The organism is Streptomyces sp. NPDC045899, from assembly GCF_056431485.1.
In genome coordinates this window covers 136,199-147,859 of sequence record NZ_JBWKKP010000005.1, presented here as the reverse complement: position 1 = coordinate 147,859, position 11,661 = coordinate 136,199, and the positions used below count along the sequence as shown (strand labels likewise).

13 protein-coding genes are annotated in these 11,661 nt (G+C 71.4%); 5 read left to right on the top strand and 8 right to left on the bottom strand.

Annotation, left to right across the window (positions count from 1 at the left end; genetic code table 11):
* Nucleotides 1-25: 25 nt before the first annotated feature.
* Nucleotides 26-175: a hypothetical protein gene (locus AC07FT_RS09505; RefSeq protein WP_479175367.1), complete on the bottom strand. Its 150-nt coding sequence runs from the start codon at nt 173-175 to the stop codon at nt 26-28.
* Between the two features lie 215 nt (nt 176-390).
* On the opposite strand from AC07FT_RS09505, the gene AC07FT_RS09500 reads away from it, so the two are divergent.
* Nucleotides 391-1,236 carry a TVP38/TMEM64 family protein gene (locus AC07FT_RS09500; RefSeq protein ID WP_479175366.1) on the top strand — a complete coding sequence of 282 codons (846 nt, stop codon included), beginning with the start codon at nt 391-393 and terminating at the stop codon, nt 1,234-1,236.
* 5 nt (nt 1,237-1,241) lie between these two features.
* On the opposite strand, the gene AC07FT_RS09495 is transcribed toward AC07FT_RS09500, so the two are convergent.
* Nucleotides 1,242-2,795, bottom strand: a complete 1,554-nt coding sequence (locus AC07FT_RS09495) for an MFS transporter (RefSeq protein ID WP_479175364.1) — start codon at nt 2,793-2,795, stop codon at nt 1,242-1,244.
* A 259-nt stretch (nt 2,796-3,054) separates the two neighbouring features.
* Between AC07FT_RS09495 and AC07FT_RS09490 the strand changes: the two genes are divergently transcribed.
* The gene (locus AC07FT_RS09490) at nt 3,055-3,927 is read left to right on the top strand and encodes an undecaprenyl-diphosphate phosphatase (protein WP_254741586.1); all 873 of its coding nucleotides are present in this window, start codon (nt 3,055-3,057) and stop codon (nt 3,925-3,927) included.
* Nucleotides 3,928-4,214: 287 nt separating this feature from the next.
* Here AC07FT_RS09490 and AC07FT_RS09485 read toward each other — a convergent pair whose 3' ends face one another.
* From AC07FT_RS09485 to AC07FT_RS09460, 6 genes are all read right to left on the bottom strand, one after another.
* Nucleotides 4,215-4,850 (bottom strand): HAD family hydrolase, encoded by a 636-nt coding sequence (locus AC07FT_RS09485; RefSeq protein ID WP_479175677.1) that lies wholly within the window; start codon nt 4,848-4,850, stop codon nt 4,215-4,217.
* Nucleotides 4,851-4,902: 52 nt separating this feature from the next.
* On the bottom strand, nt 4,903-5,526 hold the full coding sequence (locus AC07FT_RS09480) for a flavin reductase family protein (RefSeq protein WP_471196235.1): 624 nt from the start codon (nt 5,524-5,526) through the stop codon (nt 4,903-4,905).
* A 133-nt stretch (nt 5,527-5,659) separates the two neighbouring features.
* A complete protein-coding gene (locus tag AC07FT_RS09475; protein ID WP_479175362.1) occupies nt 5,660-6,112 on the bottom strand; it encodes a VOC family protein in 453 nt (150 codons plus the stop codon).
* Nucleotides 6,109-6,975 (bottom strand): helix-turn-helix domain-containing protein, encoded by an 867-nt coding sequence (locus tag AC07FT_RS09470; protein WP_471196228.1) that lies wholly within the window; start codon nt 6,973-6,975, stop codon nt 6,109-6,111. The genes AC07FT_RS09475 and AC07FT_RS09470 overlap by 4 nt, the downstream gene beginning before the upstream one ends.
* A 60-nt stretch (nt 6,976-7,035) precedes the next feature.
* Nucleotides 7,036-7,344, bottom strand: coding sequence for a hypothetical protein (locus AC07FT_RS09465; RefSeq protein ID WP_479175360.1), 309 nt, complete (start codon nt 7,342-7,344; stop codon nt 7,036-7,038).
* A gap of 39 nt (nt 7,345-7,383) precedes the next feature.
* A complete protein-coding gene (locus tag AC07FT_RS09460; protein WP_471196222.1) occupies nt 7,384-7,803 on the bottom strand; it encodes a helix-hairpin-helix domain-containing protein in 420 nt (139 codons plus the stop codon).
* A 374-nt stretch (nt 7,804-8,177) separates the two neighbouring features.
* Here AC07FT_RS09460 and AC07FT_RS09455 point away from each other — a divergent pair, with 374 nt between their 5' ends.
* The 3 genes from AC07FT_RS09455 to AC07FT_RS09445 are packed head-to-tail and all read left to right on the top strand — an operon-like array spanning nt 8,178 to nt 11,553.
* A complete protein-coding gene (locus tag AC07FT_RS09455; RefSeq protein WP_479175358.1) occupies nt 8,178-8,909 on the top strand; it encodes a hypothetical protein in 732 nt (243 codons plus the stop codon).
* A 14-nt stretch (nt 8,910-8,923) separates the two neighbouring features.
* Nucleotides 8,924-10,144 (top strand): copper amine oxidase, encoded by a 1,221-nt coding sequence (locus AC07FT_RS09450; RefSeq protein WP_479175356.1) that lies wholly within the window; start codon nt 8,924-8,926, stop codon nt 10,142-10,144.
* A 44-nt stretch (nt 10,145-10,188) separates the two neighbouring features.
* On the top strand, nt 10,189-11,553 hold the full coding sequence (locus AC07FT_RS09445; protein ID WP_479175354.1) for a serine hydrolase domain-containing protein: 1,365 nt from the start codon (nt 10,189-10,191) through the stop codon (nt 11,551-11,553).
* Nucleotides 11,554-11,661: the final 108 nt, after the last annotated feature.

The window sequence follows — 11,661 nt, the reverse complement described above, 5'->3', positions numbered from 1 at the left end:
ATCCGTCGGAGTTGTCCGAGGAGGGTCAGCTTCGGGCGCCGTCGAGGCAGGCGGGATCGGTGACGACGGCGATGGCCTTCGCGGCGGTGGCCGTGGTCACGGTCCGGGGAACGGCGGCAGCCTTCGGCGCGTCCGCGAAAGCGGACGTCGGCGGGAGGAAGGCGTACCGGAACATGCCGTTGATCATTGCGCACCGTACGATCCGCGTCGAATGGTTTTCGGGGCGGCTGGGTTCAGTGCGCCGGGAACGAACTTGTGGTGCGGGAGGGGTCGTTATGGCGTCCTCGCCCATGACGAAAGTCCGACGGTCACCCGACGATCGGCCGACGATCCCGCGACGAAAGCACGACGTCACAGCGGCGATCATGACCGGTCGGTTACGCTCCACCGATGCTCGATATCGCCGCCCCCTCCCCGAAACCGGCCGTGCGCCGCGCCCGTGCGGTGCTGCTGTCGCCGTGGTCGCGGCTGGGACTGCTCGCCGCGCTGCTGGTGGGCTCGGCGACATCGGTCTGGATGTGGCAGCCGCACCGGCTGCTGTCCCACGGCTGGCCGCCCCAGCTGTCCGGTCCGGCCGCCGTCGTGCTGTTCACCGTCGCCTACGGGCTGTGCACCGCGGCGCTGGTGCCGCGGCCGCTGCTGAACCTGGCGGCGGGCGCGCTCTTCGGCTGGCAGGCCGGGCTGGCGGCGGCGACCGCCGGTACGGTGATCGGCGCCGGAATCTCCTTCGGTCTGGGCCGGCTGCTGGGCCAGGACGCGCTGCGCCCGCTGCTCCGGGGCCGCTGGCTGACCTCGGCCGACCGGCTCCTGAGCCGTCATGGCTTCCGTTCGATGCTCGCGATCCGGCTCTTCCCCGGCGTACCGTTCGCGGCCGCCAACTACTGTGCCGCGGTCTCCCGGATGGGCTGGCCGTCGTTCCTGCTGGCGACCGGTCTCGGCTGTGTGCCCAACACCGCCGCGTACGTCGTGGCGGGCAGCCACGCGACCACGCCCACCTCGCCCGTGTTCCTCATCGCGATGGCGTGCATCGCCGTTCCCGCACTGGCCGGGGTGGTCGTGGCCTGGCGCAAACGCGGTGGACTGCGCGCTCCGCACGACGCAGCGGACGTGGAAGGTGCCGTGCGTGCCCCGGAGGCCGCCGGGGGCACCGCCGTCGGCGTCCCGGTGGCCGTCGCCGATGTCGCCGCACCGGAGACCTCCGTGCCCCAGGTCCGCGCCGTACCCGGGCGGCGCTGAAGCGTTCAGGTGGCGCCCGCCTCCGGAGCCGGACCCGCTCCGGGTGCCGGTCGCGCGCCGGACGCCGGGGACGCCGCCGCGGCACGGGCGGACAGCGGCTCGGCGATGTCCTCGAGGGAACGGCGCTCCGCCGGTACCGCCAGGAACGCGGCGATCAGTCCGGCCACCACCATCAACGACGCCCCGATGCAGAAGGCCAGCACCGTGTCGGCGACCACACCGCTCGCGGTCAGGTCCGCGAAGATCAGCGGGCCGGTGATCCCTCCGGCCGCCGTACCGATCGCGTAGAAGAAGGCGATGGCCAGCGCCCGCGTCTCCATGGGGAAGATCTCGCTCACCGTCAGATAGGCGGAGCTGGCCCCGGCCGACGCGAAGAACAGGACCACGCACCAGCACGCGGTCATCGTCGTCGCGGTGAGCCAGCCCTGCCCGAAGAACCAGGCGGTGACGTACAGCAGCAGACCGGAGAGGACGTACGTGCCCGCGATCATCGGCCGCCGTCCCACCGTGTCGAAGAGCTTGCCGAGCAGCAGCGGACCGAGGAAGTTGCCCAGCGCGATCACCGCGAAGAAGTAGCCGGTGGTGCCGCTGGACACGGAGAAGAACTTCACCAGGATCGAGCCGAAGCCGAAGGTGATGGCGTTGTAGAGGAACGCCTGCCCGATGAAGAGGGCCAGGCCGAGCACGGCACGCCGGGGGTAGGAGCGGAAGAGGGTCTGGCCGATGTCGAGGAAGCCGGTGCTCTTGCGGGTCCGGATGGTGATCGACCGGTCCGGTGCGGGGAGCGGACGGCCGGTCTCGTCCTCGACGCTCCGTTCGACGTCCGCGACCAGTTGCTCGGCCCCGTCCGACCTGCCGTGGATGAACATCCAGCGCGGGCTCTCCGGGACGTGGCGGCGCACCAGGAGGATCACCAGCCCCAGGACCACTCCGAGGGCGAAGGTCAGCCGCCATCCGATGTCCTGCGGGAAGATGCTGGTGTTCAGCATCAGAACGGACAGCAGTGAGCCGCCCATCGCACCCAGCCAGAAGCTGCCGTTGATGATCAGGTCCACCCGGCCCCGATAGCGGCTGGGGATCAGCTCGTCGATCGCGGAGTTGATCGCCGCGTACTCGCCACCGATGCCCAGACCGGTGAGGAAACGGCAGAGGAAGAACCACCAGACGGAGAAGGAGACGGCGGTCAGGGCAGTCGCCACGAGATAGACCACCAGCGTGATCATGAACAGCCTCTTGCGGCCGTACCGGTCGGTGAGCCAGCCGAAGAACAGCGCCCCACAGCACGCACCGGCGACGTAGAGGGCCGCGGCCATACCGGTGACCTGCGCATCGGTGATGGGCAGCCCACTGCCGGGCTCGGAGAGGCGGCTGGCGATATTGCCGACGACGGTCACTTCCAGACCGTCGAGGATCCACACCGTGCCGAGTCCGATGACGATCATCCAGTGCCAGCGGGACCAGGGCAGCCGGTCCAGCCGGGCCGGGACCTCGGTCGTGACCGTACCGGTCTCCGCGCGGCAGTTCCCGCCGCCTGACGCTGCGTGCCCGGTCGCGGTCATAGGCATGGCTCCTCGGCAGGTCATCGGCATCGCGGACGCGGTGTGCCGAGCGGCCGGGTACCCCATGATCCATGCGATTAACGGGTCAGCGGACCGGGCCCTTGGTGGGCGGTCACCCGGGGGCGCTACGCTGCCCCACGGACCCGGAGGTTGATCGTCGACCCCCGGTTTCCTCCCGTCGGCCACCCCCGCCTGACCCGGTCATGCCCTGCCATGCCCCGGGACAGCGCATGATCAGCCTTTGGATAACGTAGACGCGATGTCGTGGTTTGAATCTTTCATTCTTGGACTTGTCCAGGGGCTGACCGAGTTCCTTCCGATTTCCTCCAGTGCGCATCTGCGGCTCACGGCCGCCTTCGCGGGCTGGAACGACCCGGGGCCCGCCTTCACCGCGATCACCCAGATCGGGACCGAGCTCGCGGTGCTCATCTACTTCCGCAAGGACATCGTCCGGATCGTCTCGGCCTGGTTCCGCTCGCTCTTCAGCAAGGAGTGGCGGTCCGACCACGACGCGCAGATGGGCTGGCTGGTGATCGTCGGCTCCATACCCATCGGCGTGCTCGGCCTCACGCTCCAGGACCAGATCGAGGGCCCGTTCCGTGATCTGCGGCTGATCGCCACCACCCTGGTGGTCATGGGTCTGGTGCTGGGCTTCGCGGACCGGCAGGCGGCACGCGATGAGACGGGCGGGAAGCACCGGGTCGCCAAGCAGCGCAAGACGCTCAAGGAGCTCGGGGTCAAGGACGGGCTGATCTTCGGTGTCTGCCAGGCGATGGCTCTGGTCCCGGGCGTCTCCCGGTCGGGAGCGACCATCAGCGGCGGTCTGCTGATGGGCTACACCCGTGAGGCCGCCGCCCGCTACTCCTTCCTCCTCGCCGTCCCCGCGGTGCTGGCGTCCGGGCTCTTCGAGCTCAAGGACGCGTCCGAGGGGCACACCTCCTGGGGTCCCACCATCTTCGCGACGGTGATCGCCTTCGTCGTCGGATACGCGGTCATCGCCTGGTTCATGAAGTTCATCTCCACCAAGAGCTTCATGCCGTTCGTGATCTACCGGATCGTGCTGGGTCTGGTCCTCTTCGCCCTGATCGGCTTCGGCGTGCTGAGCGCCCACGCGGCCGAGTCGGCCGGCTGACGCGCCCGACCGGTACCGCGAGCGGGCGCTGATCCGCGCCGCGGACGCCGCGGGCAGAAGGAGATGGGCCGCCGGCCGAGGAGGGAGGAGTCCGGCGGCCCCTTCGCTCAGGTCTGGCGCCCCCTGAGCGGCATGGGAAGAGTCAATCGCCCCGTGGTACGGACCGGGAAGGGTGTGCGGTAGATATATGCAAGCGCTCTGGTCACACGGGGTGTGAATGGCTCACACACCGTGAAACCCTGCCCTGAGCTGCGCCCTTCTGCCGACTCCCCGGCCCTCGCCCGGCTTCACCCGGCGGCGGTGCCGATCAGCTCGTCCAGGGCGTCGATCCGCCAGTCCGCGAGGGCGGCGTCCGGGGTCCCGGACCACAGATGTCCCCACGGTCCGCGCCGGATATGCGCGGCCCTCAGTCCGGCGGCCTTCGCCGGACGGATGTCGAGCGCCGGATGGTCCCCCACATAGACGGTGCGGTCGGGCGCGCCGCCCGCGAGCTCGCGCACCCGGCGGAAGAATCCGGCCTCGGGCTTGGCGACACCCCATCCGCCGGATGTCGCGACGGCGTCGACCGGCAGCTCCAGTGTCCGCAGCAGCTCGCCCATCCGGACGGTCTGGTTCCCGGCGACGACGATCCGCGCCCCGGTCCCGCGCAGCCGGCCGAGCGCGGTCCGGACGTCCGGATACAGATCCGCCTCGTCCAGCCGTTCGCCGTGTCCGGCCGCCTCGCGCGCCCGCCACTCGGCGGCGAGGTCCATCCCCGGCTTCACCAGCCGGAGCGCGTCGGTGTCCGTGCGCCCCTGCGCGACCACGGCGCCCACCAGGGCGGAGAGGGTGTGCCGCGGAACACCGAACCAGTCGGCCCACGCGGCCCAGTGGCGGTCCTCGCGGATGAGGGTCGAGCCGACGTCGAACACGAAGGTCTGCATCACCGGCAGCACCCTACGGGCCGACCGCCCTCCCGCCCCGGGGGCGCTCCGTTCAGCCCCGGGGCTCGCTCCGGCCGGCCTCCCAGTCCGCGTAACGGATCCGGGCACGGTCCAGCACCTCGCCGGTGGTCCCCCACTCGTTCTTGCCCAGCCGGGCCAGCGGCTTGAGCCGGTCGATCTCGGGGTGGCCGTCGTTCAGCACGGCATCGTCGACGGCGGCGTGCACCACTCGGCCGAAGACCACCGTGGAGTCGCCCAGCCCCAGCGTGCTGTGCAGCACGCACTCGAGCGCCACCGGCGAGGCGGCCACCCGCGGCGGCTTCACCCGCAGGCTCGTCTCCTGCTCGATCCCCACCTTCTCGAATTCGCTGACCCCGTGCGGAAAGTCCGTCGCCGTGGCATTGATCTGCTCGAAGAGCTGCTCGGGGGCGAAGTTCACCACGAACTCCCCGGTCTCCTCGACATTGCGCAGCGAGTCCTTCCGCCCCACGGAGGTGAACTGCACGATCGGCGGTGAGACACAGGAGACGGAGTAGAACGAGTGCGGGGCCAGGTTGGCCGTCCCGTCGGCCGACATCGTCGACACCCAGGCGATCGGCCGGGGCACCACGACCGAGGTCAGCAGCTTGTAGAAGGGGTACCGGTCCATGGCCTCGGGATCAAAGTCGATACGCATGCCGCCCAGTATCCGCGCCCGCGCCGCGGACCCCAACCATGGGCCGCTCCGGCGCTCTCCCGCCCCACCGCCACGGCACACCCGCGCCCGGCCGGTGCCCGGACGGGCGCGGGTGCCTGGCGAGCAGGGGCCGTCAGTCCTGGCCGCGGCGGGGTTCACCGGGGTAGGTGCCGAAGGACCAGGTGTTGCCTTCCGGGTCCGCGATGGCGAACTCCCGGCTGCCGTAGGGCTGGTCCTCGATGGGGCGGACGATCCTCGCCCCGGCCGCGGTCAGCCGCTCGTGGAGCGCGTCGACCCGGGCGGTGACGATGTACGCGCCGGAGCTGCCGGGCTGGAGGCAGCCCTTCTCGCCGGACGGGTCGTAGGAGCCGAGCATGATGCCGCCGCCCTCGGGCCAGTCGAGCTGGGCGTGGGCGACCCGGTCGCCGTCCCGGTAGACGGCCGTGCGCTCGAAGCCGACCGTGTCGGTCAGGAAGTCGATCAAGGCGGGGGCGTCATGCGCCTGGAAGGTGGGCCAGACGTCGGGGGCGCGGAGCCGCCGCTCCCCGGGGGCCTGTGTGCTGTCCGTGCTGTGCGTGGTGTTCATGGCTCCCACTCTTCGCCGTCGCCGTGTGCCCCGGCTTGGATATTCCGGCACTCCTCGGCCAGCCAGCCGGTCGGGCTGAGCCCGGTGTACTGGCGGAAGTCACGGACGAGGTGGGAGTGGTCGTAGTAGCCGCATTCGGCGGCGATACGGGACAGCTCCGGCGGGCGGTTCCCGGCGGCCGCACGGGCCACCGCCGACCTGGCGCGCTGGAAGCGCATCAGCCGGGCGGCCTGTTTGGGGGCGAGTCCGGTCTCGGCGCGGAACAGGGTGGTCAGCCGGCGCGGGCTGAGGGCCACGTGGTCCGCGAGTCCGGAGAGCGTGCCGGTGCCGCGGTGGCGCGCCAGCCAGGCCCATGCCCCGGCCACCTCCGGGCGCACCGTGGTGTGCCGGGCCGACGCGGCGCGCCGCCGCAGATAGCCGGTGAGGGTGGCGAAGCGCTCGTCCCAGGTGTCCTGGGCGCACATCCGCTCGCGCACCTCGGCGGCCTCCGCGCCGAGGACGTCCGTGCCGGACACGACCAGCTGGGAGGTGAGTTCGGCGGCGGGCAGCCCGAGGAGCGCACGGGCGGCCAGCGGGTGCAGCGCGAGCTGGACCCCTGCCTCGTGGCTCTCCTGGGCCACGTACGCGGGGGCCTGGTGCAGCCCGGCGACCACGATGTCGGTCCGCGCGGCGCCGGCGCCGTACACCTGCTCGGGGCTGCTGCCGGTGATCACCGGCACCTCGAGGGAGAAGATCAGCGTCAGCGAGGGCGAGGGCAGCCCGCGGTGCAGGGCCGGGGTGACCCCGGCGGAGCGGTAACCGACCGCGGACACGACCATGCCGTCGAGTCCGGGAGTGGCCCGCACGAACTCGCGGGTGCTCATGGGTCCAGTATGGCTCCCCGCCGCGCGCCGGGGATGCCGGTCCCGGCGCGCGGCGGCCGGTCACCCCCGGCGCTCCCCCGCGTCCAGCAGGGCCGCGTGTGCCGCCGCCGTCAGCACCACCGTCCCGAGCACCCACGGGATCCAGTCGCCCGGGTTGGGCAGCCAGGTGCGGCCCAGCGCGATGGGGTAGATCAGGGCCGCGTACACCGCGGGGACGGCCGGACGGACGACGCCTTTCCGGGCGGCGGCGAGGAACAGTGCCGGCCCGAGCAGCCCGGCGGAGAACACCACCCCCAGCACCCACAGCGTCCGGCTCCGGCCGGTGGCGTAGAAGGTGGTGGTGGTCGCGCGGGTGGGGACATCGGTCATGGGGTCACCTCTCGGCCGTGAGCGTGGTCGTCGAACGGCTCAACCCGTGGTGTCCCGTTCCGGTTCGGGACGCAGCCGGCTGAGCGCGTGGTGGGCCCCGGCGGTGCCGATCCCCTCCAGACTGAGGAGCTGGCGCGCCGATAAACTGCACAGGAGTTCCAGGTTGTCGATGCCCGCCCGCAGCAGGGTGTTGGCGAGCCGGTGCCCGATCCTGTCGTGGCCGAGCGCGTCGAAGAGTTCACCGCCCTCGCATGAGCAGCGGGGTTTCCCACCGGGGTTCTCCGGTGTGTTCCGCAGGGTGGTGCACGCTGAGCACACATCGATCATCCGGCCGTCCTGTCGCGCCACCGCCCAGCCCATGAGGGCCATGGCCTCCCGTACCGCGCTGACGCTCTCGGCCGCGTGGGATGAATGAGTGGCGCCACAGAGGTCACATCGAATGATGATCCAATGGCTCATGAGCGCATGATGGCAGACGGGTTGCGGGTGGGCTTGCTCCGTAGTCGCTTTGAAGTCTCCCCCGTCCTCAGCGGATTCCGGCCAGAACATGCGTTTCTCACAGTCGCTTGATTACAAAAGCAACTGTTACGCCGCCCGGAGTGGTGAAAACGTGAGCCGACAGTGGACAGCGATGCACCTCGGAGGTGTCCGGGCGAGCCGTCGGAAGCGTCTCGAATCGCGCTGGTGGCACGGCGATCGCCGTGCTGTCCTCCCCGAGCCCCACCCGGGCTCGACTGACCGACGACCGGAACGGCTGGGTGATGAGAAGCAACGCCACTCACAACGGTGCGGCCGATGCGAAGGGCGGCCGCACACGACGATGGCGAATACCCGTGGCCCTGGGCCTGACGGCCCTGCTGGCCGCCGGAGGCACGGCGGTCCTGAAGGCCACCGGATCCGCACCCGGCACCTCCCCTGCCCCCGCCGCCGTGATCGCCTCCCACAACGGTCCGCTGACCTCGGAGGAGGCCGGCAAGGCCGCCCGGATCGCCCTCGGTCACACCGCCTCCCGCCGGGGAGGGAACGGCACCGGCCGGGAACGGAACGCCGCGGGTGCGGCCGGGGCCGAACTGCTGGACACCCACCGTCCGCCACGGGCCAAGTCCGCGTCCGCGGCCCCCGACGGTGAGGCCGAGGTCCAGCTCTACGACTACGGCTCGGACAGCCTGATCACCCGCCGGGTCGATCTGCGCTCCGGGAAGGTGCTGGCCTCCCACCGGCGCCGTGGTGTGCAGCCGCCACCCAGCCTCGCGGAGGTCCGGCAGGCGGTACGGATCCTGCTCGCCGACCGCCGCCTCGGTCCGGGGATGCGCGCGTCGTACGCGTCCGTGACGCATGAGAAGCTCACCTCGCCCGCCCAGCTGAAGCTCCAGGGTCTTGCGTTCCTGGCCGCCCGCGCCGACGGCGTCAAGGGGGCCCGGCAGGTGTCCCGGTGCGGTACGCACCGATGTGTGCAGCTCTTCGTACGCGTCCCGGGTGAGCGGGGCCGCGGCGGCAAGTGGATCGACACCAGCCGCATCGTCATCGATCTGTCGGCCCGGCGCGCCGCCGTCATCGGCCTCTGAGGGGAGCCCCGTTCGTGTTCCGTGTCCTTCGGCGTGCCCGTGTACTGGTGGCAGCGGCGGTCCTGCTGGGCCTGGGGCTGCCGGTCCCGGCCTCCGCGGCGCCCCGGGAGCGCTCGGCGGCGGCCGGGTGCCCCGCGGCCGGCCGCATCGACAAGACCCTGAAGAACGGCGCCCGTTGGCAGATGTGCTGGGACGTCGACCGCAACACCGGTGTGGTGCTCAGCGATGTGACGTACACCCCGCTGCGCGGCACCCCCACCCGGGTGCTGAAGAGCGCGTCGCTGGCCGAGGTGCACGTGCCCTACGACAGCGGCCAGCCGCGCTTCTACGACGTGTCCGCCATCGGCTTCGGTGACCTGGAACAGGGCACCCTCACCGAGCTCGGCAAGAAGGACTGCCCCACCGGGCGGCTCGGCAGCTTCCGGGACACCGCCGTGGTGTGCAGCGAGGAGCAGCCGAGGCCCTTCGCCTACAAGAGCGCGGTGGAGAAGGGGGTGTTGCACGGCAGCGATCTGACCGTGTTCTCGGTCTCGGAGATCGGCTGGTACGACTACATCATCGAGTGGCGCTTCGCCGACGACGGCTCGATCTCCCCCAGGGCGGGCGCCACCGGATCCCTGTCGCCGTTCCAGTTCTCCGACGCGAGCCGTGGCTGGCCGACCGGGGTGGGCTCCACCCGGTTCAGCGAGAACCACACGCACAACGTGTTCTGGCGGATGGACTTCGATGTCGACGGGGAGAAGAAGAACTCCGTCGAGCAGTACGACTTCCCCGGCAGCGGTACCGCGAAGCGCACCACCAAACGCGCCGTGCTCTCCCGTGAGACGGCGGCGGACATCGCCCCCAGCCGCTTCTGGCGGGTGCTGAACCCGACCGCCGAGAACGCCGACGGCCACCCGAAGTCGTGGGAGATCGACAACCACGAGAGCGATCAGTACCGGGGGCCGGACCACACCGAGGACTTCACCCATCACGACATGTACTTCACGCAGTACCGGACGTGCGAACGGCTGGCCTACGGCAACACCGCCAACGCCTACGGCACCGGCGCGTCCGGGTGTGCCGCCTCGGTGGACAAGTACGTCAACGGCGAGAAGCTCACCGACCCGGTGGCCTGGGTCAGTGTGGACTTCCACCACGTCCCCCGGGACGAGGACGAGGACCCCATGCCCACCCACTGGCAGGGCTTCCGGATCGTCCCCCGCGATGTGACCGCCACCAGCCGGCTGCCGTGACGCCCGGTACGCCGACCGTCCCCTCGTGCGTCAAGGAGTACACCGTGTTCCACCGGTCCGAGACCGCCTCCAGAGAGGAGCGGCGTCCCAAAGACCGCCGCCTCCTCGAAGACCGTCTGACCGCCCTGGCCCGCGCCCACCGGGTGCCGGGCGCCCAACTGGCCGTGCACACCGGGGGATCCACGATCGCCGTGGAGACCGGAGTGCTGGACGCCGACACGGCGGAGCCGTTCACCGCCGACACGGCCGTGCCCATCGGCTCGATCACCAAGTGCTACACCGCGACGGTGGTGATGCTGCTGGTGGCCGACGGGGACCTGGAACTCGACGACCAGCTCGGCGACCACGTACCGGAGCTGCGCCGGGCCGGACCGCCGTGCACGGTGGGCCAGGTGCTCAGCCACACCGCCGGGCTGCCGTCCGGTCCCGACTCCGACCAGGTGGCCGCGCTCACCGCCTCGCGCTATCTGCTGGACCACTGCACCGACCGCAGCCTGGTGATGGCGCCCGGCACCGACTTCTCCTACTCCAACGCCGGTTATGTGGCGGCGGGCCGGCTGATCGAGACGGTCACCGGGATGAGCTGGGCGGAGGCCGTGCGGTCGGTGCTGCTGGAACCGCTGGGCACGGCGCCGTGCTTCATCGGCGCCAACGGCACCGCGCGCCGCCCGCTGGCACACGGCCACGCGGGAAACACCGCCACCGGCAGGATCCGACCGGTGCGCCAGAACCTCGCCGCGGCGGAGGCCGCCGCCGGGGCACTCGCGGTCAGTGCGCTCGATCTGGTGGCCCTGGCCCGGGTGCACACCGGCGACGGCCCCCCGGGGCTGCTGCCGCCCGAGCTCGCGACACGTGCGCGCCGCCCGGTGTCCGGCGCCGACCCCGGGGTGCTCGCCGACGGCTGGGGGCTGGGCCTCGCGCTCTTCCGGCGGGACGACACCCTGTGGTTCGGCCACGACGGCAACGCCCAGGGAACCTCCTGCCATCTGCGGGCGGACCCGGCCGGCGGTGCCGTGGTCGCGTTCACCAGCAACGCCAGCGGCGGCACCGAGCTGTGGCACGAACTGGCCGACGGACTCGAGGACATCACCGGGATCCGGGTGCCCGCGACACCCGCCCGGCGGGCCGCGGCCACCCCGATGGCCGCGACGGCCCAGTGCACCGGGACCTATCTGAACGGTGACGTCGAGTACCAGGTGACGATGAACGACAGCGGCAGTCTGGCCCTGTCCGTGGACGGCGATCTGCCCGCGCCCCTGGTCTGTCACGAGGACCTCACCTGTGACCTGGTGGACCCGCACTCGGGACGCCGGATGCCCGGTGGCCGCTTCGTGCGCGATCCGCGGACCGGCGCGGTCGACCGCATCCAGCTCTCGGGCCGGATGGCCCGCAAGAACGCCCTGGTCTGACGGCCGTTTCCGGTCCTCCCCGCACCGGATCGCACCACCCCCCAGCGCACCGCCACGGCGCACTCCCCCACGCCCACCGCCGGGCCGCGCGGCACCACGTCCCCCGTC

Excerpts from the sequence above, each read along its gene's own strand:
- AC07FT_RS09460 (WP_471196222.1), bottom strand. The coding sequence starts at position 7,803 with ATGAGCCATTGGATCATCATTCGATGTGACCTCTGTGGCGCCACTCAT.
- AC07FT_RS09475 (WP_479175362.1), bottom strand. The coding sequence starts at position 6,112 with ATGAACACCACGCACAGCACGGACAGCACACAGGCCCCCGGGGAGCGG.
- AC07FT_RS09485 (WP_479175677.1), bottom strand. The coding sequence starts at position 4,850 with ATGCAGACCTTCGTGTTCGACGTCGGCTCGACCCTCATCCGCGAGGAC.
- AC07FT_RS09470 (WP_471196228.1), bottom strand. The coding sequence starts at position 6,975 with ATGAGCACCCGCGAGTTCGTGCGGGCCACTCCCGGACTCGACGGCATG.
- AC07FT_RS09465 (WP_479175360.1), bottom strand. The coding sequence starts at position 7,344 with ATGACCGATGTCCCCACCCGCGCGACCACCACCACCTTCTACGCCACC.
- AC07FT_RS09490 (WP_254741586.1), top strand. The coding sequence starts at position 3,055 with ATGTCGTGGTTTGAATCTTTCATTCTTGGACTTGTCCAGGGGCTGACC.
- AC07FT_RS09505 (WP_479175367.1), bottom strand. The coding sequence starts at position 175 with ATGTTCCGGTACGCCTTCCTCCCGCCGACGTCCGCTTTCGCGGACGCG.
- AC07FT_RS09480 (WP_471196235.1), bottom strand. The coding sequence starts at position 5,526 with ATGCGTATCGACTTTGATCCCGAGGCCATGGACCGGTACCCCTTCTAC.
- AC07FT_RS09495 (WP_479175364.1), bottom strand. The coding sequence starts at position 2,795 with ATGACCGCGACCGGGCACGCAGCGTCAGGCGGCGGGAACTGCCGCGCG.
- AC07FT_RS09500 (WP_479175366.1), top strand. The coding sequence starts at position 391 with ATGCTCGATATCGCCGCCCCCTCCCCGAAACCGGCCGTGCGCCGCGCC.